The sequence below is a fragment of the Ancylobacter crimeensis genome, from assembly GCF_023016805.1.
Lineage (GTDB): Bacteria > Pseudomonadota > Alphaproteobacteria > Rhizobiales > Xanthobacteraceae > Ancylobacter > Ancylobacter crimeensis.
Genome location: NZ_JALKCH010000014.1, coordinates 84941 through 108218, shown reverse-complemented (window position 1 = coordinate 108218; position 23278 = coordinate 84941). Strand labels below are relative to the sequence as shown.

Genomic DNA, 23278 nt, shown 5'->3' with positions numbered 1-23278 from the left:
CGTAGCCGCGGGCGGGGTCGCCGCGGGCGCGCTCGGAGCCGACGCCGCCGGGCGCGGCGCCTGCGGGGGAGCCGCCGGGCGCGGTGCGGCCGCCGCCGGAGCGGGGCTCTGCACGGGCGCCGGCGCCTCGGGCTTGCTGTCGCCCGGACCGATCACCCGACGCTTCACCTTTTCCACCACGACGGCCTTCGACCGGCCATGGCTGAAGCTCTGGCGGACGACGCCCTGCTCGACAGGCCTCTTGAGCGTGAGGGTCTTGCCCTGGCCCACGCCCATCGTCTTCTCGCCGGGATTCTTCGTATCGGTCATTCGGTATCCGTTCCTCGGCATCCCCTGCCTCATGCCGGGATGCGTCAAATCTGTGCGCCGGCTGCTTAATCGGCGCGCCAGCGCTCGAGCCGTCTTATCCGCGCGAGGAAACCCGCGCTCGTCGGATGCGCGAGCAGCGCAGCATGTACCACATTTGCCCGCCCTAGCGCCAAGTCCAATTGCAGCCCGGAAAGGATCGTTATGAGGGCGATCTCGCGACCCGTGTCCTCGCCGACACGGCGCGCCAGAGCGTCCAGCTTACCGACCCCGTCCGGGGCGGCGTCGGAGGCGTGGATGAGGATGGCGACATCCCCGCTCCGTATCGCTTCCGCCACCTTGGTGGCCCCCGTCACGACCCGACCCGCCTTCTTGGCGAGGCCGAGCGCGCCGAGCGCGTCCTTCTCCATCAGCGCCTCCACCAGACCGGCCAGGGCCGGGAGGGTGGAATCCGTCGAAGTCAACGGCGCCGACGTCACCTGCGCCGACGTCACCTGCGCGTGAGGCTCCCCGCGAGGAGCCTTCTTCGCGGGCCTGCCCGGATCGCTCCGAAGCTTGCCCTTGAAGGCGCGGGCGAACGCCTTCCGGCGGATCGCCTCGCCGAGCGCGCTGCGGCTGGCGGTGAGCCAGGCGCCGCGTCCCGGAAGCCGGGCCGTGAGGTCCGGCACCACCTGCCCGTCGGGACCGAGCACGAAGCGGATCAGCTCCGTGACCGGCCTGACGGTCCGGGTGGCGATGCACAGCCGGCTCGTCTCGCGGCGGGCGGCGGCCGGGCCGGCATCGGTCTCCTCGACCGGGCCGGCGTCGGACTCATCGTCCACCCCATCGGACTCATCGGACCGTATCCCGGCCGGAGCCGGAACGGTCCCGGGGGCGGTGTCATCGGCGACGCCGTCCCCGTCCGTTTCCATCATGCGGCGCGTCCCGGACATCGGTCCGCCCCGCCGCTCAGTCCTGTGCCTCGCCGGCGTCGATCTCGTCGCCTTCTGGCTCGCCGGCGAGTTCCGCTTCGTCGATCCAGCCGGCCTTCACGCGGGCCTGCATGATCAGGGCTTCCGCCGCCTCGCGGGAAAGCTCGAAACCGTCCAGCGCGCCGGCGATGCGGACGGTTTCGCCGTCCTTGCGCTCGGTCCAGCCGGTCAGGTCGTCGGTCGCGCAGCCCGCGAGGTCCTCGACGGTCTTGATGTCGTTCTCGCCCAGCGCCACCAGCATCGGCGAGGTGACGCCCGGCACTTCGCGCAGGGCGTCCTCGACGCCGAGCTCGCGGCGCCGCGCATCCAGCTCCTCCTCGATCCGGGCGAGGTGGGCGAGGGCGCGGCTCTGCAGCTCCTGCGCGGTGTCCTCGTCGAAGCCCTCGATGCCGGTGAGCTCCGAAAGCGGAACATAGGCCAGTTCCTCGACCGAGGCGAAGCCTTCCGAGGCGAGCAGCTGACCCATCATCTCGTCGAGATCGAGCGCCTCGGCGAACATCTTGGTGCGCTCGGCGAATTCCTTCTGCCGCCGCTCGCTCTCCTCCGCCTCGGTCATGATGTCGATATCCCAGCCGGTGAGCTGGGAGGCGAGGCGGACATTCTGGCCGCGGCGGCCGATCGCGAGGCTTAGTTGGGCATCCGGCACCACGACTTCAATACGTTCGCGGTCCTCGTCGAGCACCACCTTCACCACTTCGGCCGGCGCAAGGGCGTTCACGATGAAGGTCGCGACGTCGGGCGACCACGGGATGATGTCGATCTTCTCGCCCTGCAGCTCGTTCACCACGGCCTGCACGCGCGAGCCGCGCATGCCGACGCAGGCGCCGACCGGATCCACCGAGGAATCGCGCGAGGTGACCGCGATCTTGGCGCGCGAACCGGGATCGCGGGCGACCGCCTTGATCTCGACGATGCCGTCATAGATCTCCGGCACTTCCTGGGCGAACAGCTTCGCCATGAACTGGGGATGGGTGCGGGAGAGGAAGATCTGCGGGCCGCGGGGCTCGCGGCGCACGTCATAGACATAGGCGCGGATGCGGTCGGAGGTCTTGAAGACCTCGCGGGGCAGCAATTCGTCACGGCGGAGCGAGCCTTCGCCGCGGCCGAGATCGACGACCACATTGCCGTATTCGACGCGCTTCACAGCGCCATTCACGATCTCGCCGATGCGGTCCTTGTATTCCTCATACTGCCGGTCGCGCTCGGCCTCGCGCACCTTCTGCACGATAACCTGCTTGGCGGACTGGGCGGCGATGCGCCCGAAATCGAAGGGCGGCAGGGTGTCGGCGATGGAATCCCCGATCTGGGCGGCCGGGTTCAGCCGGCGGGCACCGATCAGGTCGATCTCGATGGCCGGATTCTCGACCTGGTCGACGACGAGCAGGTGCCGGGCGAGACGCAGTTCGCCGGTCCGGGGGCTGATCTCGGCATGGATGTCGGTCTCGGCACCGTAGCGCGAGCGCGCGGCTTTCGCGATCGCATCCTCCATCGCGGCGATGACGATGCCCCGGTCAATCGACTTCTCGCGCGCGACCGCATCGGCGATCTGCAGGAGTTCGAGCCGGTTTGCGCTGACGACAGCCATCAGTGCGTCTCCTTCACGGTGGATTTCCGTTTGGCGTTGGATTTCTTGCCGGGCTTCGCGCCCGGCGGGCCCTTGACCTTCTTGAGCTGGCCACGGACCGGCATCTTCTTCGCGATCGGCGCGCGCGGGGCCGGAGCGGCCTCGTCGCTGGCGCTGCGGGCGGCCTCCGCGATCTCCTCGTCGGAGATGTCGTCATCGCCGAGATCGTCGGCATCGACGCCTTCGCGTGCCGCCTTGTCGCGGCGCAGCGCGTCGCGGATCAGGGCCTCGGTCATCACCAGACGAGCTTCGCCGATATCGGCGATCGGCAGGCGCACGCGATCGGACTGGTCGGCCGGGACGTCGGGCAGCCGGAGGATCGCTTCCTGACCTTCGACGCCAAGCAGCAGGCCGCGGAAACGCTTGCGCCCGTCGAGGGGCACCGCCATCTCGATCTTCAGTTCATGGCCGGCCCAGCGGGCGAAATCACCGAGGCGCACCAGCGGACGATCGATGCCGGGAGACGACATTTCAAGATGATAGGCGCCCGCGATCGGATCCTCGACATCGAGAACCGGCGAGATGGCGCGGCTCGCCGCCTCGCACTCGTCGATGCCGAAGCCGCCATCCGGGCGCTCGGCCATGATCTGCACGGTGACGCCGTTGGTGCCGGAAATGCGCACGCGTACCAGGCGGAAGCCCAGTCCGTCCAGCACCGGCCCGACAATGGCGGCGACGCGCGCCGCAGGCCCCGTCTCGATGATGAGGCGGGGTTCGTCGGCGGGAAATTCCGCAGTGGTCGTAGGGGCGGTGTCGATGTCGCTCATGATCCCTGTCCGATGTCGGGGCGGCAATGCAAAAAGAGCGGGTCCCGGCGGCGGAACCCACTCTCAACCGACCGAGACGATCGCTATGAGATGTGCGTGATGGAGGCGCTTATACGCCAAGGCGTCCGGTAAGTCAAAGACGTGTTAACGAACCTCCGTACGGTTCGGGGCACCTGTCGCTGCAAGCCGGAATCATCCACGCCGTCGACGTATCAGGGCTCAGCCCGTTCCATCCGCCGCCCGGCGCCCTCATGCACACAAAATCCACACGCGAAATTGCGGTTGCTGTTCTGCTCACGCATAAGCAAGGCATGAGCCCGCCCGAGACGTTCTCCGCCGCCTGCACCCCAACCGCCTCCGACGCGCTGCGCGAGCGGGCGCCGGCCAAGGTCAATCTCACCCTTCGGGTGCTCGGGCGGCGGGTCGACGGCTATCATGAGCTCGTCAGCCTCGTCGCCTTCGCCGGTATGGGGGATCGGCTCGAACTTCTGCCCGGGGAGAACCTCGCTTTGACGGTGAGCGGTCCGAACGCGGCGGAGGCCGGCGCGGGGGACGAAAATCTGGTGCTGCGCGCGGCACGCCATCTCGCGGAGCGACGGCCGGGCCTGCGTGTGGGGCGATTCCATCTGGTGAAGCATCTGCCGGTCGCCGCCGGCCTCGGGGGCGGCTCGTCGGATGCGGCGGCGGCGCTGCGGCTGCTGGCCCGGGCGAACGGGATGCGCCTCGACGATCCCGTCCTCCACGCGGCGGCGGAGGCGACGGGTTCCGACGTGCCGGTGTGCCTCGCCGGGCGCAGCAGCCTGATGAGCGGGCGCGGCGAAAGGGTCGAGCGGGTCGACCTTCCGCGTTTCGGCCTGCTGCTGGTCAATCCGCGCCTGCCGGTGCCGACCGGCCCGGTCTTCGCGGGGCTCGCGCTGGAGCCGGGCGATGTCTTGCCGGGGCCGGATCATCCCGCGCCCACCCGCCTGCCGCGCGAGCGCGGCGAACTGGTCCGCGCACTTGCCGTCCTGCCCAACGATCTGGAGCCGCCGGCGCGCCGGCTGGTCGGGCAGCTCGGGGCCGTGGCGGAGAGCATCGCCGCCACGCCGCGCAATCGGTTGACCCGGATGTCGGGATCGGGCGGCACCTTCTTCGGGCTCTATGACAATTGCCGCGAGGCGGTGGCGGCGGCGAAGATTGTAGCTGCCCGCCATCCCGGCTGGTGGGTGAAGCCGACGGTGCTGGGCTAGGAAGGGGCGGGCGCATGATGACGGGCCCCCTCGCCAGCGCGCTGTTCTTCGCGCTCGCCGCATTGGCCGAGATCGCCGGCTGCTTCGCGGTATGGGCGGTGGTGCGCTCCGGGGCTTCGTTGTTCTGGTTGGCACCGGGCATCGCCAGCCTCGTCGCTTTCGCCGGCCTGCTCACCCAGGTGGAAGCGACCGCGGCGGGGCGAGCCTACGCGGCCTATGGCGGCGTCTATGTCGCAGCCTCGCTCGGCTGGCTGTGGGCGGTGGAAGGCGTCCGGCCGGACCGCTGGGATCTCGCCGGCGGGCTGGTCTGCCTCGCCGGCACCGCGATCATCCTGCTCGGGCCCCGCGGCTGATCATCGCGCGCGGGCGACGCAGAAATCCACGACGTCGAGCAGCGCGCGCTTGGCCTCGCCGTCCTCGAACAGACCGAGGGCATCCTTGGCGATGGCGCCATAGTGGCGGGCGCGGTCCACCGTGTCGCTGAGCGCGCGATGGCGGGTCAGGATCTCCATGGCGTGTTCGAGGTCGCCGTCCTGAATGTCGCCCTCTTCGAGGCAGCGGCGCCAGAAGGCGCGTTCCTCGTCATTGCCGCGCCGGAACGCCAGCACGATGGGCAGGGTGATCTTGCCCTCGCGGAAATCATCTCCGACGTTCTTGCCGAGCTTGGCGCGCGAGCCGCCATAATCCAGGGCGTCGTCGACGAGCTGGAAGGCGATACCGAGATTCATGCCATAGCTGCGGCACGCGGCCTGCTCGGCCTTCTGCCGCTCGGCGATCACCGGCCCGACCTCGCAGGCGGCGGCGAAGAGTTCGGCCGTCTTGCCGCGGATGACATTGAGATAGGCGTCTTCCGTGGTCGCGGTGTTCTTGGCGGCGGCGAGCTGGGCGACCTCGCCCTCGGCGATCACCACCGCGGCGGTGGAGAGGATGTCGAGGGCGGTCAGGTTGCCGACCTCCACCATCATGCGGAAGGCCTGGCCGAGCAGGAAGTCGCCGACGAGAACGCTCGCCTCGTTGCCCCACAGCATGCGGGCGGCGAGCTTGCCGCGGCGCATCTCGCTGTCGTCGACCACGTCGTCATGCAGCAGGGTCGCGGTGTGCATGAACTCGACCGCCGCCGCGAGCTTCACGTCGCCGTCGCCCTGGTAGCGCGCGAGGCGGGCGGTGGCGAGAGTGAGCATCGGCCGCAGCCGCTTGCCGCCGGAGGAGATGAGGTGGGTCGCAACCTCCGGGATCATGGTGACCTCGGAGCCGGTCCTCGACAGGATCAGCGTATTGACCTGCTCCATGCCGGTCTTCACGAGGTCGATGATTCCCTCCAGCGAGGGTTCGGCAACGGGATCGAACGGCAAGATGACGGCCACGGCATGTTCCCAGACAATGAGGCTGCACTAAAAGCTGTCGCGGCCGCAACTTCAAGTATCTCCTATGTCGAGGCTATCCAGATACCGTATGGCGCTTGCGGGCCATCTCGCGCCGCCTGCGTCGGCATGCCATGATGCCGCGATGCTGGAACTGTTGCGCACCAATGATCTCGTCCTGCTGTCCGCCGTGGAATCCCTGCTGACCGCGGCGGATATCCCCCATCATGTGCTCGACGGGCATATGAGCGCGCTGGAAGGCTCGCTCGGTTTCCTGCCGCGCCGGCTCATCGTGCCGGAGGAGGACGGGCTGCGCGCCCGCCGGCTTCTCACCGAGGCCGGATTCTCCAATGTCCTCGTCTCCTGACGGTCGTCCCGCGAATCCCGAGGAACACACCGACGACGCCATTCTCGGCGGTCGGCTGAGGCTGTGGCAGCCCGCCCGCGGGCATCGGGTCGGTCATGACGCGATGCTGCTCGCGGCCAGCGTGCCGGACGGCGCGCGCCGGCTGGTCGACCTCGGCGCGGGCGTCGGATCGGCGGGCCTCGCGGCGGCGCTCAGGCTGCCGGAGGCCGAGGTCTGGCTGGCCGAGATCGACCCCGCTACCGCCGCCCTGGCCCGGCTCAATGCCAGCCGGCCGGAGAACGGACTCGCGGCGCGCGCCCATGTCGTGGAGGCCGATATCGACCGGCTCGGCCGCCTCTCCGGGCCGCCTCTCCCTGCCGCGGGATGGGCGGACGCGGTGCTGATGAACCCGCCCTTCAACGATCCGGCGCGCCATCGCATCTCCCCGCGCGCCGGCCGAGCCCGCGCCCACAGTGCCGGAGATGCCGCGCTCGATCTGTGGCTGAAGGCGGCGGACCGGTTGCTGGCGCCGGCCGGGACGGTCGCCCTGATCCACCGGCCGGAGGCGCTTGCGGCGGTGCTGGAGGCGCTGGCCGGCCGCTTTGGCGCCGCCGCCATCCGCCCCGTCCATCCACGCCCGGATGCCCCGGCGATTCGCATTCTCGTGCAGGCGGTGAAGGGCCGCCGCACACCGCTCGCGCTGCTGCCGCCGCTCGTCCTCGCCGATGCCGCGGGCCGGCCGAGCGCGGCGGCCGACGTCCTGCTGCGGGGTGGCGAAGGCTTGTAGACGGCGCCGACGCAAAGCCGCTTGAGGGGCGCGGGCACACGCCCTATCTGTGCACCATGTCTGATGGATCGCTTTTCTCCCGCTTCCGCCGCGGTCTCGAGCCGCTCCTGCCAGCCCGGATGCGGTCCGGGATAACCGTGCCCGTCGTGCGCCTGCATGGCGCTATCGGCATGGCGACGCCTCTGCGCCCTGGCATCACGTTCTCCGGTGTGGCGAAGGCGCTGGAGCGGGCCTTCGCCGTCAAGGGCGCGAAGGCGGTGGCGCTGCTGATCAATTCGCCCGGCGGCTCGCCGGTGCAGTCCCATCTCGTGTTCCGGCGCATCCGCGCACTGGCGCAGGAGAAGGAGATTCCGGTCTTCGCCTTCGTCGAGGATGTCGCGGCATCCGGCGGCTACATGCTGGCCTGCGCTGCGGACGAGATCGTCGCCGACCGTTTTTCCATCGTCGGTTCGATCGGCGTGGTGAGCGCCGGTTTCGGCTTCAACCGGGCGATCGACAAGCTGGGGATCGACCGGCGCGTCTATACTGCCGGCACCCGCAAGGTGATCCTCGATCCCTTCCAGCCGGAGCATCCCGAGGATGTGGCCAAGCTGAAGACCATACAGCGGGAGATCCACGAGCAGTTCGTCGACCTCGTGAAGGAACGCCGGGGCGGGGTGCTGTCGGGGTCGGACGACACGTTGTTCTCCGGCGAGTTCTGGGCCTCCGGCGAGGCGCTGGAACATGGGCTGATCGACGCCGTGGGCGATATGCGCTCTTTCCTGCGCGCCCGCTATGGCGAGAAGGTCGAGACCCCGCTGATCGAGACGGCCGGCGGCTGGTTCGGGCGGCGTCGGCCCGGCGTCGGCGCGTTGGCCGCGCTTGAAGGGACCGAATGGTTCAGTGCCGATCTCGCTCCGTTTGGCTCGTCCGTCGGGGCCGGGCTGGCGGACCGGCTGGTGGCGAGCGCCGAGGAGCGCGCCCTCTGGGGCCGCTACGGCCTGTGATCCGTTGATCGAAGGACCGAAATCAATGCCGCCTTTCCTGATCGTCGCCCTGGGAACCATCGGCGCTGCGGCGCTGGTGAAGCTGCTGGCGAAGGAATCGAAGCGCGTGAATGCCGAGCTCGACGAGACGCGCGGCACCCCCGCACCCGAGGGCGACGCCCGCCCGACCTTGCGGCGCGATCCGCAGACCGGTGACTATCGTCCACAGTAAAACCCATAAAGCTGGACCGGCTCCAGAGTGATAAAACCGCCGGTTTTTCCTGCTTCATTACCGCGAATTCATTTTAATGGCCGTTGGAGGCCGTTTAATGCTGGCTCCGCGTGAACCTCACGCAGCGGAGCTTCCATGCTGCAACGGACCGAACCTGCCCCAGATGCGCCCGTCACACTTCGTAGACGCCGCCGCAGGCGCTGGCCGGCCGTTGTGACGCTGCTGCTGCTCGCGGGGGCCGGTGCGGTTGGCTATGTCTACTGGCGCACCGCGCAGGAGGCCGCAGCCGTTCCGGTGCGGGAGACGGCGACGATCGGCACCGGCGACATCGAGACCACGGTCACCGCGATCGCCAACATCCAGCCCAAGACCTATGTGGATGTCGGCACGCAGGTGTCCGGCCAGCTGCGTACGGTGAAGCCCGATGTCGGGGACGTGGTGAAGACGGGCGACCTGCTCGCCGAGATCGACCCCACCGTCTATCAGACCCGGGTGACCGGCGACCGCGCCAATCTCGACAACCTGAAGGCCCAGCTCGCGCAGGCGCAGGCCCAGCTCACGCTGGACACGCTGCGCAACGAACGCGCCCAGCGCCTCGTGACCAACCAGGCGGTAAGCCGCGACGAGGCCGATGCCGCCTCCGCCACCATGCGGATCAGCGCTGCCAAGATCGACGCCCTCAAGGCGCAGATCGCGCAGACCCAGGCGACGCTGGACGGCGACCTCGCCAATCTCGGCTATACCAAGATCTACGCACCGATGGACGGCACCGTGGTCAGCCTCTCGGCGAAGCCGGGCCAGACCCTGAATGCGAACCAGAGCGCGCCGATCGTGCTGCGCATCGCGGACCTCCAGACGATGACCGTGACCGCGCAGGTCACCGAGGGCGACATTCCCAAGGTGAAGGTCGGCACCCCCGTCTATTTCTCCACGCTCGGCCTTCCCGACCGGCGCTGGGAAGGGCAGGTCCGGCAGATCGAGCCCACGCCGACCATCGTGAACGACGTCGTGCTCTACAACGTGCTGATCGACGTGCCCAATGATGACCTGACCCTGATGACCAACATGACCGCGCAGGTCTTCTTCCGCCTCGGCGAAGCGAAGGGCGTGCCGCTGGTTCCCATTCCGGCGCTGCGCAACGGACCCAATGGCGGGCGTTTCGTCATGGTGGTGACCGACAAGGGCATCGAGCGGCGGCGTGTTCGGATCGGGCTGTCCAACCGGGCGGTGGCGCAGGTTCTGGAAGGGCTGAAGGTGGGCGATGTCGTGCTGGTCGGCGAGGGAGGCTCCACGCGTCCTTCGGGCGGCGGGCCGGGTGGACCCGGGGGACGACCGCCCATGACGCCGCGCCTCGGGTAAGGGTATTGCGATGGCGGACGGGGCGGAGAGCGAGGCCGGAACGGTGGTGGAGCCGGCAGGCGTGACGGTACCCCTCGACGTGCCGGCCTCCGCGGATGCGCAGGGCAGGCCCGGCGTGCCGATGATAGAGCTGATCGACGTCAGCCGCATCTACCCCAATGGCGAGAGCGTGGTGCGGGCGCTCGACCGGGTGTCGCTCCGCATCATGCCGGGCGAGTTCGTCGCCATCATGGGACAGTCCGGCTCGGGCAAGTCGACATTGATGAACATCGTCGGCTGCCTCGACCGGGTGTCGACCGGCAGCTACCGGGTTGCCGGCGCCGATGTCTCGGGTCTCGACGCCGACGAGCTGGCGGCGCTGCGGTGCTCGACCTTCGGTTTCGTGTTCCAGCGCTACAACCTGCTGCCGGCCCTCACCGCCGCCGAGAATGTCGAAATTCCCGCGGTCTATGCGGGCACCGCCAAAGCGGAACGGGAAGAGCGGGCGCACCGGCTGCTCGGCCGGCTGGGGCTCGCCCCGCGGACGGAACACAGGCCGAGCCAGCTCTCCGGCGGCCAGCAGCAGCGTGTGTCCATTGCCCGCGCGCTGATGAACAAGGCTCCCGTCATCCTGGCCGACGAGCCCACCGGAGCGCTCGACACCCATAGCGGCGAGGAGGTGCTGGCCCTGCTCACCGAACTGCACGCTGAGGGCCACACCGTCATCCTCATCACCCATGATCCCGACGTCGCGGCCCATGCGCACCGGATCGTGCGGTTCCAGGACGGGCGTATCGTCGATGATGAGCGCCGGACGGTGGAGACATGCACGGTGACGCCCTTGCCGGCTCATCCGCCGGCGCGGCCTTCCGGTCTCATGCGCTTCCTGCCGGATCTCGCCGAGGCGGTACGCATGGCGTTTTCCTCCATGTACACCAACCTGTTCCGCACGGCGCTGACCCTGCTCGGCATCGTGATCGGGGTCGCCTCGGTCATCACCATGCTGGCGGTGGGCGATGGCGGAAAGGCGCGGGTGCTGGAGCGCATCTCGCAGATCGGCACCAACCTGCTCATCGTGCGCCCCGGTGCGCCCGGCATACGCTCTTCCGGTGACAACGCGACCCTGCTGCCGGAGGATGCCGAGGCGCTGCGGGCGGTGCCGGGCATTGCCGCCGTCGCGCCGGAGCGTTCCGGCCGCTACACGCTGCGCTACGGCTCGGAGGACTATTTCACGCAGGTCTCCGGCACCTCGGCCGACTATCTCGCCTCGCGCGACTGGCCGCTCGCCAAAGGCGTTATGTTCAGCGCCGACGACGTGCGCGGCTATGCGCCGGTGATCGTGCTCGGCCAGACGGTGGCGCAGAACCTGTTCGGCGAGGACAACCCGGTCGGCCGCTACATTCTGGTGAAGAACGTACCCTACGAGGTGCTCGGCGTGCTGGCCGCCAAGGGTGCCAACGCCTTCGGGCAGGACCAGGACGATATCGCGCTGGTGCCGCTCTCCACCGGCTTCATGCGGCTGTTCGGGCGGCGCTTCGTCAACTCGATCACGGTGAAGGTCACCGACAGCAACGACATTCCCAAGGTTGAGGAGCAGTTGCGCAAGGTGCTCGTCGAACGCCATCAGGCCGAGGATTTCCAGCTCCGCAACACCGCCCAGTTCCTCGAAACCGCGGTGGAGACCCAGAACACGCTGACCCTCGTGCTCGGCTGCGTCGCGGCCATCTCGCTGCTGGTGGCGGGCATCGGGGTGATGAACATCATGCTGGTGAGCGTTACGGAGCGCACCCGCGAGATCGGCATCCGCATGGCGACCGGCGCGCGCATGAGCAACATCATGCTGCAGTTCAACACGGAGGCGCTGGTGGTGTGCGGGGTCGGCGGCGCCGTGGGCGTCGCGCTCGGCATCTGCGCGGCGCTGGGGCTGGCGGCGCTGGGGGTGAATGTCGCGCTCTCGCTCGCCCCGCCGCTGCTCGCCTTCGCCTGCGCCTTCCTCACCGGGTTGATCTTCGGCTATCTGCCGGCCCGCAAGGCGGCCGGGCTCGATCCGGTGGTGGCGCTGGCCTATGAGTGAGCGGCGCGGGGGCGGATATCAACAAAGGTCGAGATGACCGCTTGCCCCGGCACGCGTGCGCGGCTAGCCAGAGGCGGCTGGCAATGGGGAGAGGATCGCGGATGAATGTCCTTCTGCTGGGTTCGGGTGGCCGCGAGCATGCGCTGGCCTGGAAGCTGTCGGCGAGCGAGGAGCTCGGCCAGCTCTTCGCCATACCCGGCAATCCGGGCATCGCGCAGTTCGCGACCTGCATCCCCTCCGTCCCGCTGACCGACCATGACGCCATCGTCAGCGTCTGCGCCTCGAACGGCATCGGCCTCGTCGTGGTGGGCCCCGAGGCGCCGCTGGTGGACGGCATCGCCGACCGCCTGATCGCGGAAGGCATACCGGTCTTCGGCCCCAGCCGGGTCGCCGCGCAGCTCGAAGGCTCCAAGCTGTTCACCAAGGAGCTGTGCAAGGCCCACGACATCCCGACCGCCGCCTTCGGCCGCTTCTCCGAGCCGGTGGCGGCCCGCGCCTTCATCGCTGCGCGCGGCGCGCCGATCGTGCTGAAGGCCGACGGGCTCATGGCCGGCAAGGGCGTCGTGGTGGCGATGACGCTGGACGAAGCCAACGCCGCCGTGGACGAGGTCTTTGCCATGGGGGGCGGCGTGGGGGCCGAGATCCTGATCGAGGAATTCCTCGAGGGCGAGGAGGTCAGCTTCTTCTGCCTGGTGGATGGCGACACCGTGCTGCCGCTCGGCTCGGCGCAGGACCACAAGCGCGCCTTTGACGGCGACACCGGCCCCAACACCGGCGGCATGGGCGCCTATTCGCCGGCGCCGGTCTTCACCGCCGAGATCGAGCGCCGCACGCTGCATGAGATCGTGAAGCCGACCGCGCGGGCGCTGGCCGATGCCGACAGTCCGTTTCGCGGGGTGCTGTTTGCCGGGCTGATGATCACCCGCGAGGGGCCGAAGCTGATCGAATACAATGTCCGGTTCGGCGACCCGGAATGCCAGGTGCTGATGAGCCGGCTGGAAGGCGACCTGCTGGCGCTCCTGCTTTCGGTGGCCAGGGGCCGGCTCGCCGAGGAGACGGTGCTGCTCAAGCCGGATACCGCGATCAGCGTGGTGATGGCGGCGAATGGCTATCCCGGCGACTACAAGAAGGGCAGCGAGATCCGTGGTATCTCGGCGGCGGAGCGGATTCCCGGCGTCCGCGTGTTTCATGCCGGCACGCGCTCGGACGGGCATCGTCTGTTCGCCAATGGCGGGCGGGTGCTGAACGTCACCGCGGTCGGCGCCAACATCGCCGAGGCACGCGAGCGGGCCTATGATGCGGTGGCGCGGATCGACTGGCCGGAAGGCTTCTGCCGTAGCGACATCGCGTGGCGGGCGCTCGGCGGCTGAGGCTGCACAACCTTCAAACTCTCGCCGCCTTGGCGGGTTAAGGGGTGCGAGATGGAAACGTTGCGCCCGGACCGACTGACCCCGCCCCCCGAACAGCCCCGACCCCCGGCCCCGCCGACCGGCCCGCGCATCGCGGTGGCGCTCGGTTCGGGCGGGGCGCGGGGCCTTGCGCATATTCTGGTGCTGGAAGCGCTCGACGAGATGGGCCTGCGCCCGGTCGCGATCGCGGGCGCCTCCATCGGCGCGCTGGTCGGCAGCGTCTATGCGGCGGGCGTGCCGGCGAAGGAGCTGCGCGCGCTGGCGACCGGCTATCTGCGCAACCGCGGCGAGGTGATGGGCCAGCTTCTGGCGGCGCGGGTCGGGCGTATCGCGGACCTGTTCAGCGGGCTCGGCAATCCGGTGCTGATCGACGGCGAGCATTTCGTCGAGACCATGCTGCCCGGCGCGGTGCCGGCGACCTTCGAGGAACTCGCCATTCCGCTGAAGGTGGTGGCGACGGACTACTGGGCGCGGGGGGAATCCGTGTTCGTCCACGGCGCGCTCCGCCCGGCGGTCGCGGCCTCCATCGCCATTCCCGGCCTGATCCGCCCGGTGAATCATGCCGGGCGTGTGCTGGTGGATGGCGGGGCGGTCAATCCGTTGCCCTTCGACCTGCTGCGCAGCTCGGCCGACCTCGTGCTGGCGGTCGACGTGACCGGCGGACCGAGCGGGGAGGCGCGAGCGGTGCCGCGGGCCTTCGATTCGATGTTCGCGGCGCTGCAGATCATGGCGAGCACCATCGTCAGCGAGAAGCTGAAATCAGGTGCGCCGGACATCCTGATCCGCCCGAATGTCGATGCCTTCCGCGTGCTCGACTTCTTCCGCGCCGTCGCCATCCTGAAGGCTGCCGAGCCCGTCAAGGACGAGGTGAAGCGCCGGCTGGAGGCGGCCCTCGGCTAAAGCCCGTCCTTTCCGAATCTGACGCTGCGGCAATGCCTTGCGGCTTCCTTCGTCGGGTTGACGCGGCCGTCCCGCTGGTCCAGCGTCCGCCGCCCGAGGCAGCAGGAGCGGTGCGGATGATGGGGTGGTCTGGTCAGGCGTGTGGGAGCGCGCTGTGTGCGCTCGGTTTTCTGGCGGCGGGCCTCGCCGGCGCCCGTGCCAATGACGATGTGCTCGCCCGCAGCAGGGATCCCGCCCAGCAGGTCATCCAGACCCTCGACTATGCCAACACCCGCTACTCCCGGCTCGATGCCATCAATGCCGGCAATGTCGGCCGCCTCCATGTCGCATGGACCTTTTCCACCGGCGTTCTGCGCGGCCATGAGGGTAGCCCGCTGGTGGTGGACGGGGTGATGTATGTGCACACGCCCTTCCCCAACAATGTCTACGCGCTCGATCTCGATCATGACGGGCGCATGCTGTGGCAATACGCGCCGCGGCAGAGCAGCGACGTCGCCGCCATCATGTGCTGCGACCTCGTCAATCGCGGTCTCGCCTATGCCGACGGAATGGTCTTCCTCGCGCAGGCCGACACCACCATCGTCGCGCTCGATGCGAAAACCGGCGCGGTGCGCTGGAAGGTCGCCAATGGCGATCCGAAGGCGGGCGAATCCAACACCGCGACCGTCATGCCGGTGAAGGACAAGCTGATCGTGGGCATCGCCGGCGCAGAGTTCGGCGCCCGCGGCCATCTCAGCGCCTATCGCATCAAGGACGGTTCGCTGGCCTGGCGAGCCTATTCCACCGGCCCGGATGCCGAGATGCTCGTGGACCCGGAGAAGACCACCGAGCTCGGCAGACCGATCGGCCCGGACTCTTCGCTGAAGAGCTGGGAAGGCGAGGAGTGGAAGATCGGCGGCGGCGCACCTTGGGGCTGGTTCTCCTATGACCCGGCGCTGAACCTCGTCTATTACGGCACCGCCAATCCCGGCTCGTGGAACCCCTCGCAGCGGCCCGGCGACAATCGCTGGACGGACGCCATCTTCGCCCGTGACGCCGATACCGGGCTGGCCCGCTGGGTCTACCAGATGACGCCCCACGACGAATGGGACTTCGACGGGGTCAACGAGATGATCCTGACCGACCAGGACATGGGCGGCCGCACCCGGCATCTGCTTACCCATTTCGACCGCAACGGCTTCGGCTATACCCTCGATCGCGCCACGGGCGAGCTGTTGACCGCGGGCAAGCTCGATCCCACCGTCAACTGGGCTTCCGGTATCGACCTGGACACCGCGAGCGCGCATTTCGGCCGTCCGGTGCGCGATCCCAAATACAGCACGGAGGCCGAGGGCGAGGACGTCACCTATGGTGGCATCTGCCCGGCGGCGATCGGCACCAAGAACCAGCAGCCGGCCGCCTGGTCGCCGCAGACGCAGCTCTTCTACGTGCCCGCCAGCCGCATGTGCATGGACTACGAGCCGTTCCACGTCGACTACAAGGTCGGCCAGCCCTATGTCGGGGCGACGCTGAACATGTACCCCGCGCCCGGCACGCAGGGCCGCATCGGCGCGCTGCTCGCCTGGGACAATGTGGCCGGCAAGGTGGTCTGGACCGTGCCGGAGCGCTTTTCGGTGTGGTCCGGCGTGCTGGCGACCGCGGGCGGCGTGGTGTTCTACGGAACGCTGGAGGGCTATCTCAAGGCGATCGACGCGAAGACCGGGCGCGAACTCTATCGCTTCAAGACTCCCTCCGGCATCGTCGGCAACGTGATGACCTACCAGCATCGCGGCCGGCAATATGTGGCGGTGCTGTCCGGCATCGGCGGCTGGGCCGGCATCGGGCTCGCGGCCGGCCTCACCGATCCCAATGCCGGCTCGGGCGCCAAGGACGCCTATGCCGGGCTCAACAGCTACACCGCGCTGGGCGGCCAGCTCACCGTTTTTGCCCTGCCCGACACGCCGTAAAAGCCTCGTCCGTCGGGAGACGGCTCCGGCGTGATTTGCGCTGGGGCAAGGCGATGGCGGCTCGGCGGTTCTAGCCTCGTCCGGTGCTTTATTTTCGCCGGGCCCGCTATCCATGACCGACACCGCCCCACTCGACGAGCGCCTGCCGCGCTACACCAGCTATCCGACCGCGCCGGTCTTCGGCGAGGCCGTCGGGGCCGGCCTTTACGGCGCCTGGCTCGACATGCTGGCGCCCGGCACGCCGACCTCGCTCTATGTGCACGTCCCGTTCTGCCGCTCCATGTGCTGGTATTGCGGCTGCAACACCACCGTCGCCCTGCGCGACCGGCCGGTGCTGGACTATCTCGCGGCGCTGCGCGCGGAGATCGATCTGGTCGCGGCACGCTGCGGGAGGGCGGCCGATGTCCGCCACATCCATTTCGGCGGCGGCACCCCGACCATACTGGCGGCGGACGATTTCCGTGCCCTGATGGATCTGCTGCGCGCCCGCTTCGCCGTGCATCCCGGGGCCGAGATCGCGGTGGAGATCGACCCGCGTCGGTTGGATGCGGCCATGATCGCGGCGCTCGCGGCGTCCGGCGTCAACCGGGCGAGCCTCGGCGTGCAGAGCTTCGACGGCGCGGTGCAGGCGGCGATCAACCGCATCCAGAGCGTCGGGCAGACGGCCGCGGTGGTGGACGGGCTCCGGGCCGCAGGGATCGGCGCGATCAATCTCGACCTCATCTACGGGCTGCCGAAGCAGACGCTCGCCTCCTGCCGGGAGACGGTCGAGGCCTGTCTTGCGTTTCACCCGGATCGCTTCTCGGTGTTCGGCTATGCTCATCTGCCGGGCTTCAAGAAGCACCAGAGCCGGATCGATGCCGCTGACCTGCCAGGCGGGCGGGAGCGGCTGGCGCAGGCCGTGGCCTTCGCGCAGGCCATCCTTGGAGCGGGCTATGTCCGTATCGGGCTCGACCATTTCGCCCGGCCGGACGATCCCATGGCCACGGCGATGCGCGAGGGCGGGCTGCGCCGCAACTTCCAAGGCTACACCACCGATTCCTGTCAAGCACTGGTCGGGCTCGGTGCATCCTCGATCGGCCGGCTGCCGCAAGGCTATGTGCAGAACGAGACCGTCCTGCGCGCCTATGCCGAGCGGGTGCGGCGCGGTGAGCTACCCGTCGCGAAGGGCCACGCCTTCAGCGCCGACGACCGGCTGCGGGCCGAGCTGATCGAGCGGGTGATGTGCGATCTCGCCGTGGATATCGAAACGGTCTGCGCCCGGCATGGCGTCGCGCGCGGTGCGCTGGCGCCGGTTTTTCCGGCGCTCGAAGCCTTGCGAGGAGCGGGCGTCATCGCCTTTGACGGGCGCCGCTTGCGGGTGCTGGAAGCGGGGCGGCTGCGGGTGCGCAAGGTCGCCTCGATCTTCGATGCCTATCTCGATGGCGGTGCCCGGCGGTTCAGCCGGGCGGTGTGAGTTCGGGCGCGGGCCTTTCAGGAGGCAGAAGCAGGTGTCGGAAGTCGCCGCGCTTCGCCAGCACGTCCGCCAGCGTGTAGCGGTCCAGCGTGGCGAGGAACGCTTCCAGCGCTTCGGACAGGACGCAGGACAATCCGCACGCCGGAGCGATCCGGCAGGTGCCGCATCCCACGAGGTCGAAGCCGTCCTCGGTGTGCCGAACCAGCGCTCCGATATTGATCGCCTCCGTCGGCCGGGCGAGCCGGATGCCGCCCCCGCGCCCGCGTATGCTGCGCAGATAGCCGGCCTTCACCAGGTCGTTGACCACCTTCATCAGGTGATTTTGCGAGATCGCATAGGCGTGTGCGATCGCGGCGATCGAATGGTGCCGCTCCGGCTCCGCGCCGAGGAACAGCAGCACCCGCATCGCATAGTCGGTATAGCGCGTCAGGCGCATGGCCGGTTTGCCAGGAGGTTCATCGTGCCGCAAAAAGAAGTATCAATGTTGCATGTTTCACGCCGCGCAGACAGGCGCGGCTGACGGTGGCTGAAGTGGGAGACACCATGGTCCTGAAGCTGGACGAGCCGGGGTTGCGGGCGCTTGTCGGGGCGTTCTACGAGCGGGTCCGCGCCGATCCCGAGCTTGGACCGGTCTTCAACGACGCTATTGCCGACTGGCCGACCCATCTCGATACGCTCGCCGCCTTCTGGTCCTCGGTGATGCTCGGCACCGGGCGCTACAAGGGGCGGCCGATGCCCGCCCATTTCCGCCATCGCGCGCGCATCTCGCCGGCGATGTTCACCCGCTGGCTCGGCCTGTGGGGCCGCACCGCCGACGAATTGATGGCGCCGGAGGATGCGCAGGCGTTGCGCGAGCGGGCCCTGCGCATCGCGCAGAGCCTTCAGGCGATGCTGTTCGGCCAGCCCATGGGCGGTCCGGTCTTCATGCCGCCGGGCTGAACCGCGCCTCATTTCATTCCACGCGTCAGCACGTTGAGCCAGTCAGCCTCGGTGACCACGCCGACGGGGCGGCCTTCGGCGTCGGTGATGAAGACCGCATGGATGCGGTCCTGCGCGAAGCGGGGCAGCAGTTCGATGGCCGGGGTGTCCGGCGTCGCTTCCGCTGCGGGTGACATGATCGCGCCGATCCGATCCGCCGGCTGCACCAGCTCGCGCAGACCGATGGCGCCGATGAGCCGGCCGTCCTCATCCACCACGGCCAGCCGGCGGATGTCGCGCTCGACCAGCAGGTCGCGTGCGGTTCCGGGCAGCGTCTCCCGCGTTACCGAAAGCACGCCGGAGGTCATCAGGTCGGTGCAGCGAAGCTCGTGATAGGCACGGACCAGTGCCCGCCGTTCGACCTGCCGCAGCAATTCTTCCAGATCGCCGGGCGCGACGTCGAGCGCGAGGCCGGCTTCCTCCAGCGTGGCGGCGATGTCCCCGGGCCGGAAGGTCCAGGGCGCGGTGGCCGCCGGCGCGGCCGGCTTGGCCGGAGAAGGGACATGCGGATAAGCCCGGCCGCAGAGCCGGTGATAGGCATAGGCGCAGGCCACCAGCACGACCGCATTGAGCCCGACCGGCAGCAGTGGGAACAGGAAGCTGGTCGAGGCGCCGGCGAACAGCCCGACCAGCGCGGCTGCGCCGCCCGGCGGATGCAGGCAGCGCAGCAACGACATCGCGCCGATGGCCAGACCGACCGCCAGTCCGGCGGCGAGGAAGCTCTGAGGCATGAGGTGGGCAATGATCACCCCCACCAGCGCGGAAATGACATTTCCACCGATTGCCGGCCAGGGCTGCGCCATCGGGCTGGCCGGCACCGCGAAGAGCAGCACCGCGGACGCGCCCATGGGAGGCACGATCCAGAGAAAATGATGTGCGGAATCCGGTGCAAGGATGCCGACAAGGAGGGCGCTAACACCGATGCCGATGGCGGCGGCGATGCAGGCGAGGGCGCGGTCCTTGAGGGTCGCGCCGGCCAGGATGGGCCGGAACAGCTGGAAACTGGGCAAGGCCGACTCCGAGAGATGGCCCGTCCGCCATGTGGCGCGGGCAGGAGAGGGTACGTGACCGCATGGCAATGCGGGCGAATCCGCAGCGGAGACGGCGCGCCGGCGGCGGTCGGAGGAGGCGCTGCGAGATCGGAGCCTTTCCAATCTCGAAAACATGAATATGGTATGCATCATTATAGGGAGTGTCCAGCATGGTGAACCGGATGCCGGAAGGCACGACAGGAGGCGCGGACCCTGCACCGACGGTTTTCGCGATCGCGAGCCGCCATCGGGAGAGCGACGTCGTCACCTCCTTCGTGCTGCGTCCGGCCGACGGCTCCCGCCTCCCGCCTTTTATCGCCGGCCAGCATCTCACCTTGTTCGCCGAACTGCCGGGCCGCGGCCGGCACAAGCGCAACTACACGGTGTCCGCCGCGCCGAACGGGGAGAGCTACCGGATTTCGGTCAAGCGCGAGGCGGCCGGCACTGTTTCCCGCTGGCTTCACGACGAGGCATCCGTCGGGACGAAGGTCGGGGTGGGGGCTCCCGCCGGCGACTTCGTGCTGCCCGTGGATTCGGCGCGGCCCGTGGTGCTGGTTTCCGCCGGCGTCGGTCTCACACCCATGGTGGCGATGCTGGAGGAGGTTGCGCGCAGCCATGCCCCGCGCCGCATTCACTTCGTCCATGGCAGCCGGGACGGCGGGGCGCATGCCTTTGCCGGCGAGGTGCGCGCACTGGCGAAGCAGGCGGATGCGCAGGTCACGGTCTTCTATTCGCAGCCTCGCTCGCAGGATGTCGCGGGTCGTGACCACGATGTCGCCGGGCGGGTGACCGTCGACTGGCTCGCCGGGCACACGCCGCTGGACGAGGCGGAGTATTTCCTGTGCGGCCCGCTTCCTTTCCTGCGCGATATGGCGAGCGGCCTCGCGGCGCGCGGCGTTCCGCGCGAGCGGCTGCATTGCGAATTCTTCGGCGCCGTCGATGACCTGTTCGAGCCGGATGCGGCCGCCGCCGGGCCGAGCGCTACGAGCGCCGCCGCGACGGTCGATGCCCGTCACGCCCGCGCGAGCGCGGGGTTCACCCGCGAGGAACTGGGCGCCGCGCTGCTCGACAGTGCGGCGGATGCGGTGGTGGCAAGCGATGCGGCCGGCGACATCGTGCTGTGGAATGCCGGTGCGGAGCGCATCTTCGGCTTCACCGAGGACGAAGCGCTGGGCCGCTCGCTCGACATCATCATTCCCGAGCCCTTCCGCGCCCGGCACTGGGAGGGTTATCGGGAGACGGTCGCCTCCGGCGTCAGCCGCTACGGCGCCGGCGACATGCTGGCCGTGCCCGGCCTGCGCAAGGACGGAGCGCGGATCTCGCTGGAATTCACCATCGTGCTGGTGAAGGACGCCGCCGGCACGGTCAGCGGCATGGTGGCGAGCCTGCGCGACGTGACCGCGCGCTTCGAGGAGATGAAGGCGCTGCGCAAGGCCGTGCGGGAGCGGACGGACGCCTGAGCGGGGCCTGCGCCGCTCGAGGGGTTGGAAGCTGGCGCGGTTCTTGCGTTTTCAGGGGGTTCCCGCGTTGCTGCCTCCCACGCATGGAGTTCCTTGATGGCCGATCCCCGGCACATGATCCTCGGCCTTCTCGCTTTGCCCAACGGCTCGCATTCCGCCTCGTGGCTGCTGCCGGGCGCGCAGGACGGGGCCTCCGTCGATATCGAGCACTACCGGCGGCTGGCGCAGGCGGCGGAGCGCGGCAAGTTCGATTTCTTCTTCATCGCCGACCAGGCGGCGGTTCGCATGGACCGGATGGAGGTGTGGAGCCGGGCGCCGTCCTATACCAACATCCTCGAACCCATCACCCTGCTCGCCGCGGTGGCGGGCTCGACCCGGCATATCGGCCTCGGGGCCACCGCTTGCACCACCTTCTGCGAGCCCTACACCATCGCCCGGCAGTTCGCCTCGCTCGACCATATCAGCGGCGGGCGTGCCGCCTGGAACGTGGTGACGGGCGCGAGCCACGATGCCGCCCGCAATTACGGCATGGACCAGCTGCCGTCACATGAGGTGCGCTACGACCGCGCCCGCGAGTTCGTGGAGGTGGCGCTGAGCCTGTGGGATACGTGGGAAGACGACGCCTTCGTCCACGACCATGCCGAGGGGCGCGTCTATCTGCCGGAGAAGTTCCACCCCACCCGTCATGCCGGTACGCATTTCCGGGTGGATGGCGGGCTGAACATCGCCCGCGCCCCGCAGGGCCGGCCGGTCGTCATCCAGGCCGGCGCTTCCGAGACGGGCAAGCAGCTTGCCGCGGAGACCGCCGAACTCGTCTTCGGCCCCAGCGCCGGCATGGCGGCGGCGCAGACCTTCTATCGCGACCTGAAGGGCCGCCTGCCGGCCCTCGGCCGGGCGCGCGACGCGCTGAAGATCGTCTCCGGCGTTTCCATGGTGCTTGGCGAAGACGAGGCCGAGGCCCGCGCCCGGCTCGACGCGTGGCATGACCATGTGCACCCGGATGTCGCCCGCGTCCGGATCGGCGAGGATCTGGAGGCCGATCTCATGGACCTTCCTCTCGATGCCCCGATCCCGCAGGACCGCATTCCCCTGCAGGCCCGGCTGCACAAGGCCTATTCCGACGAGATCATCGCCATGGTGCGGCAGGGGCTGACGCTGCGCGAGATTTGCCGTCGCTACAACCGCAGCCGGGCCGTCATCTGCGGTTCGCCGGTCGCAATCGCCGACATGATGGAGGAGTGGGTGGCGTCGGAAGCCTGCGATGGCTTCATGCTGTCCTTCCTCACCTTGCCGGGCTGCCTCGACGATTTCGTCGACAAGGTGGTGCCGGAGCTGCAGCGGCGCGGGCTGTTCCGGCGGGAGTACGAAGGCGGCACGCTGCGCGATCTCATCGGCCTGCCGCGACCGGCGAACCGCCATGTCGGCGCCGCCGCCACATCCCGGCGTGTCGAGGTCGTGCCCGGCTAAGACGCCAGCGGCCTTCTCCCCGCGTCATGGAAGCGTCAAAATACATCGCACACGATAATATCGTATACGCTTGACATGCTGTCGGGTGCTGGATATGGTCCTGCCGCTTTCAACGCCGTTCGAAACCGTTCGTTCGCGCAAGAGGAGAAATCACATGTCCGTGGATGCCAAGTACAAGACCACCGCAACGGCGACCGGCGGCGGCCGCGACGGCACGACCGCGCTGGCTGACGGCACGATGAGCCTCAACCTCGTGGTGCCGAAGGAGCTCGGCGGCCCGGGCGGCGATGGCGCCAACCCGGAGAAGCTGTTCGCGCTCGGCTATTCCGCCTGCTTCCTCGGCGCGCTGCGGGTCGCCTCCGGCCAGACCAAGATCAAGGTGCCGGAAGGCACCACCGTCACCGCCACCATCGGCATCGGCCCGCGCTCCGAGGGCGGCTTCGGCATCACCGCCGAGCTCGACGTCTATCTGCCGGGCCTGTCCGAGGCGGATGCGACCAAGCTGGTCGAGACCACCCACACCATCTGCCCCTATTCCAACGCCATCAAGGCGAGCGTGGATGTAAAGACGACCACGCGTTCCTGAGCGGATTCACTCCGGGCGGCCGCGCCGGCCGCCCGGAGTGTCCTA

Annotated in this window: 23 protein-coding genes; 16 read left to right on the top strand and 7 right to left on the bottom strand. The window is 69.0% G+C overall.

The genetic code is table 11. The features are described 5' to 3' along the window. The 4 genes from MWN34_RS18010 to rimP all read right to left on the bottom strand — a co-directional run. A partial coding sequence (locus tag MWN34_RS18010; RefSeq protein ID WP_247030693.1) for a translation initiation factor IF-2 associated domain-containing protein occupies nt 1-309 on the bottom strand: 309 nt, incomplete at its 3' end. A 65-nt stretch (nt 310-374) separates the two neighbouring features. Continuing rightward, nucleotides 375-1127 (bottom strand): DUF448 domain-containing protein, encoded by a 753-nt coding sequence (locus MWN34_RS18005; RefSeq protein WP_247030692.1) that lies wholly within the window; start codon nt 1125-1127, stop codon nt 375-377. Nucleotides 1128-1254: 127 nt separating this feature from the next. Then, the gene (gene nusA, locus MWN34_RS18000; RefSeq protein WP_247030691.1) at nt 1255-2862 is read right to left on the bottom strand and encodes a transcription termination factor NusA; all 1608 of its coding nucleotides are present in this window, start codon (nt 2860-2862) and stop codon (nt 1255-1257) included. Further along, nucleotides 2862-3668 (bottom strand): ribosome maturation factor RimP, encoded by an 807-nt coding sequence (gene rimP, locus MWN34_RS17995; RefSeq protein WP_247030690.1) that lies wholly within the window; start codon nt 3666-3668, stop codon nt 2862-2864. The genes nusA and rimP overlap by 1 nt, the downstream gene beginning before the upstream one ends. Before the next feature lie 311 nt (nt 3669-3979). On the opposite strand from rimP, the gene MWN34_RS17990 reads away from it, so the two are divergent. Then, complete coding sequence (locus MWN34_RS17990; protein ID WP_247030689.1) at nt 3980-4897, top strand: 4-(cytidine 5'-diphospho)-2-C-methyl-D-erythritol kinase; 918 nt, start codon at nt 3980-3982, stop codon at nt 4895-4897. Nucleotides 4898-4914: 17 nt separating this feature from the next. Further along, nucleotides 4915-5250 carry a YnfA family protein gene (locus MWN34_RS17985; protein WP_247030700.1) on the top strand — a complete coding sequence of 112 codons (336 nt, stop codon included), beginning with the start codon at nt 4915-4917 and terminating at the stop codon, nt 5248-5250. Here MWN34_RS17985 and MWN34_RS17980 read toward each other — a convergent pair whose 3' ends face one another. Then, the gene (locus tag MWN34_RS17980; RefSeq protein ID WP_247030688.1) at nt 5251-6261 is read right to left on the bottom strand and encodes a polyprenyl synthetase family protein; all 1011 of its coding nucleotides are present in this window, start codon (nt 6259-6261) and stop codon (nt 5251-5253) included. A 142-nt stretch (nt 6262-6403) separates the two neighbouring features. Here MWN34_RS17980 and MWN34_RS17975 point away from each other — a divergent pair, with 142 nt between their 5' ends. The 10 genes from MWN34_RS17975 (at nt 6404) to hemN (ending at nt 17711) form a co-directional block, all read left to right on the top strand. Then, nucleotides 6404-6625 (top strand): putative signal transducing protein, encoded by a 222-nt coding sequence (locus tag MWN34_RS17975; RefSeq protein ID WP_247030687.1) that lies wholly within the window; start codon nt 6404-6406, stop codon nt 6623-6625. Beyond that, nucleotides 6609-7391, top strand: a complete 783-nt coding sequence (locus MWN34_RS17970) for a tRNA1(Val) (adenine(37)-N6)-methyltransferase (RefSeq protein WP_247030686.1) — start codon at nt 6609-6611, stop codon at nt 7389-7391. The genes MWN34_RS17975 and MWN34_RS17970 overlap by 17 nt, the downstream gene beginning before the upstream one ends. 56 nt (nt 7392-7447) lie before the next feature. After that, nucleotides 7448-8377 (top strand): S49 family peptidase, encoded by a 930-nt coding sequence (locus MWN34_RS17965; RefSeq protein WP_247030685.1) that lies wholly within the window; start codon nt 7448-7450, stop codon nt 8375-8377. Nucleotides 8378-8402: 25 nt separating this feature from the next. Then, nucleotides 8403-8588, top strand: coding sequence for a hypothetical protein (locus MWN34_RS17960; RefSeq protein WP_247030684.1), 186 nt, complete (start codon nt 8403-8405; stop codon nt 8586-8588). Nucleotides 8589-8801: 213 nt separating this feature from the next. Beyond that, nucleotides 8802-9947, top strand: a complete 1146-nt coding sequence (locus MWN34_RS17955) for an efflux RND transporter periplasmic adaptor subunit (RefSeq protein ID WP_247030683.1) — start codon at nt 8802-8804, stop codon at nt 9945-9947. Between the two features lie 121 nt (nt 9948-10068). After that, nucleotides 10069-12000: a MacB family efflux pump subunit gene (locus MWN34_RS17950; protein ID WP_247030699.1), complete on the top strand. Its 1932-nt coding sequence runs from the start codon at nt 10069-10071 to the stop codon at nt 11998-12000. Between the two features lie 101 nt (nt 12001-12101). Beyond that, nucleotides 12102-13370, top strand: coding sequence for a phosphoribosylamine--glycine ligase (purD, locus tag MWN34_RS17945; protein ID WP_247030682.1), 1269 nt, complete (start codon nt 12102-12104; stop codon nt 13368-13370). Nucleotides 13371-13421: 51 nt separating this feature from the next. After that, nucleotides 13422-14309 carry a patatin-like phospholipase family protein gene (locus MWN34_RS17940; protein WP_247030681.1) on the top strand — a complete coding sequence of 296 codons (888 nt, stop codon included), beginning with the start codon at nt 13422-13424 and terminating at the stop codon, nt 14307-14309. Between the two features lie 119 nt (nt 14310-14428). Beyond that, nucleotides 14429-16255 (top strand): methanol/ethanol family PQQ-dependent dehydrogenase, encoded by a 1827-nt coding sequence (locus tag MWN34_RS17935; protein WP_247030698.1) that lies wholly within the window; start codon nt 14429-14431, stop codon nt 16253-16255. 112 nt (nt 16256-16367) lie between these two features. Continuing rightward, nucleotides 16368-17711: an oxygen-independent coproporphyrinogen III oxidase gene (hemN, locus tag MWN34_RS17930; RefSeq protein ID WP_247030680.1), complete on the top strand. Its 1344-nt coding sequence runs from the start codon at nt 16368-16370 to the stop codon at nt 17709-17711. Here the strand turns inward: hemN and MWN34_RS17925 are convergent. Then, nucleotides 17695-18147 carry an Rrf2 family transcriptional regulator gene (locus MWN34_RS17925; protein ID WP_247030679.1) on the bottom strand — a complete coding sequence of 151 codons (453 nt, stop codon included), beginning with the start codon at nt 18145-18147 and terminating at the stop codon, nt 17695-17697. The two genes, hemN and MWN34_RS17925, sit on opposite strands and share 17 nt — an antisense overlap. Nucleotides 18148-18254: 107 nt before the next feature. Here MWN34_RS17925 and MWN34_RS17920 point away from each other — a divergent pair, with 107 nt between their 5' ends. Next, complete coding sequence (locus tag MWN34_RS17920; RefSeq protein WP_247030678.1) at nt 18255-18650, top strand: group III truncated hemoglobin; 396 nt, start codon at nt 18255-18257, stop codon at nt 18648-18650. 8 nt (nt 18651-18658) lie between these two features. On the opposite strand, the gene MWN34_RS17915 is transcribed toward MWN34_RS17920, so the two are convergent. Next, nucleotides 18659-19699, bottom strand: a complete 1041-nt coding sequence (locus tag MWN34_RS17915; protein ID WP_247030677.1) for an HPP family protein — start codon at nt 19697-19699, stop codon at nt 18659-18661. Between the two features lie 191 nt (nt 19700-19890). Here MWN34_RS17915 and MWN34_RS19730 point away from each other — a divergent pair, with 191 nt between their 5' ends. The 3 genes from MWN34_RS19730 (at nt 19891) to MWN34_RS17895 (ending at nt 23233) form a co-directional block, all read left to right on the top strand. Continuing rightward, on the top strand, nt 19891-21180 hold the full coding sequence (locus MWN34_RS19730) for a PAS domain S-box protein (protein WP_343311950.1): 1290 nt from the start codon (nt 19891-19893) through the stop codon (nt 21178-21180). Nucleotides 21181-21276: 96 nt separating this feature from the next. Further along, entirely contained in the window at nt 21277-22647 is a 1371-nt protein-coding gene (locus MWN34_RS17900; RefSeq protein WP_247030676.1) for an LLM class flavin-dependent oxidoreductase, read from the top strand. Between the two features lie 154 nt (nt 22648-22801). Then, nucleotides 22802-23233 (top strand): organic hydroperoxide resistance protein, encoded by a 432-nt coding sequence (locus MWN34_RS17895; RefSeq protein ID WP_247030675.1) that lies wholly within the window; start codon nt 22802-22804, stop codon nt 23231-23233. Nucleotides 23234-23278 lie beyond the last annotated feature (45 nt).

What these genes read in the sequence shown, in the direction of transcription:
- MWN34_RS17900 (WP_247030676.1), top strand. Translation starts at nt 21,277, where the DNA reads ATGGCCGATCCCCGGCACATGATCCTCGGCCTTCTCGCTTTGCCCAAC.
- MWN34_RS17935 (WP_247030698.1), top strand. Translation starts at nt 14,429, where the DNA reads ATGGGGTGGTCTGGTCAGGCGTGTGGGAGCGCGCTGTGTGCGCTCGGT.
- MWN34_RS17985 (WP_247030700.1), top strand. Translation starts at nt 4,915, where the DNA reads ATGACGGGCCCCCTCGCCAGCGCGCTGTTCTTCGCGCTCGCCGCATTG.
- hemN (WP_247030680.1), top strand. Translation starts at nt 16,368, where the DNA reads ATGACCGACACCGCCCCACTCGACGAGCGCCTGCCGCGCTACACCAGC.
- MWN34_RS17960 (WP_247030684.1), top strand. Translation starts at nt 8,403, where the DNA reads ATGCCGCCTTTCCTGATCGTCGCCCTGGGAACCATCGGCGCTGCGGCG.
- MWN34_RS17895 (WP_247030675.1), top strand. Translation starts at nt 22,802, where the DNA reads ATGTCCGTGGATGCCAAGTACAAGACCACCGCAACGGCGACCGGCGGC.
- MWN34_RS17970 (WP_247030686.1), top strand. Translation starts at nt 6,609, where the DNA reads ATGTCCTCGTCTCCTGACGGTCGTCCCGCGAATCCCGAGGAACACACC.
- MWN34_RS19730 (WP_343311950.1), top strand. Translation starts at nt 19,891, where the DNA reads ATGGTGAACCGGATGCCGGAAGGCACGACAGGAGGCGCGGACCCTGCA.
- purD (WP_247030682.1), top strand. Translation starts at nt 12,102, where the DNA reads ATGAATGTCCTTCTGCTGGGTTCGGGTGGCCGCGAGCATGCGCTGGCC.
- MWN34_RS17920 (WP_247030678.1), top strand. Translation starts at nt 18,255, where the DNA reads ATGGTCCTGAAGCTGGACGAGCCGGGGTTGCGGGCGCTTGTCGGGGCG.
- nusA (WP_247030691.1), bottom strand. Translation starts at nt 2,862, where the DNA reads ATGGCTGTCGTCAGCGCAAACCGGCTCGAACTCCTGCAGATCGCCGAT.
- MWN34_RS17990 (WP_247030689.1), top strand. Translation starts at nt 3,980, where the DNA reads ATGAGCCCGCCCGAGACGTTCTCCGCCGCCTGCACCCCAACCGCCTCC.
- MWN34_RS17940 (WP_247030681.1), top strand. Translation starts at nt 13,422, where the DNA reads ATGGAAACGTTGCGCCCGGACCGACTGACCCCGCCCCCCGAACAGCCC.
- MWN34_RS17950 (WP_247030699.1), top strand. Translation starts at nt 10,069, where the DNA reads ATGATAGAGCTGATCGACGTCAGCCGCATCTACCCCAATGGCGAGAGC.
- rimP (WP_247030690.1), bottom strand. Translation starts at nt 3,668, where the DNA reads ATGAGCGACATCGACACCGCCCCTACGACCACTGCGGAATTTCCCGCC.
- MWN34_RS17925 (WP_247030679.1), bottom strand. Translation starts at nt 18,147, where the DNA reads ATGCGCCTGACGCGCTATACCGACTATGCGATGCGGGTGCTGCTGTTC.
- MWN34_RS17975 (WP_247030687.1), top strand. Translation starts at nt 6,404, where the DNA reads ATGCTGGAACTGTTGCGCACCAATGATCTCGTCCTGCTGTCCGCCGTG.
- MWN34_RS17965 (WP_247030685.1), top strand. Translation starts at nt 7,448, where the DNA reads ATGTCTGATGGATCGCTTTTCTCCCGCTTCCGCCGCGGTCTCGAGCCG.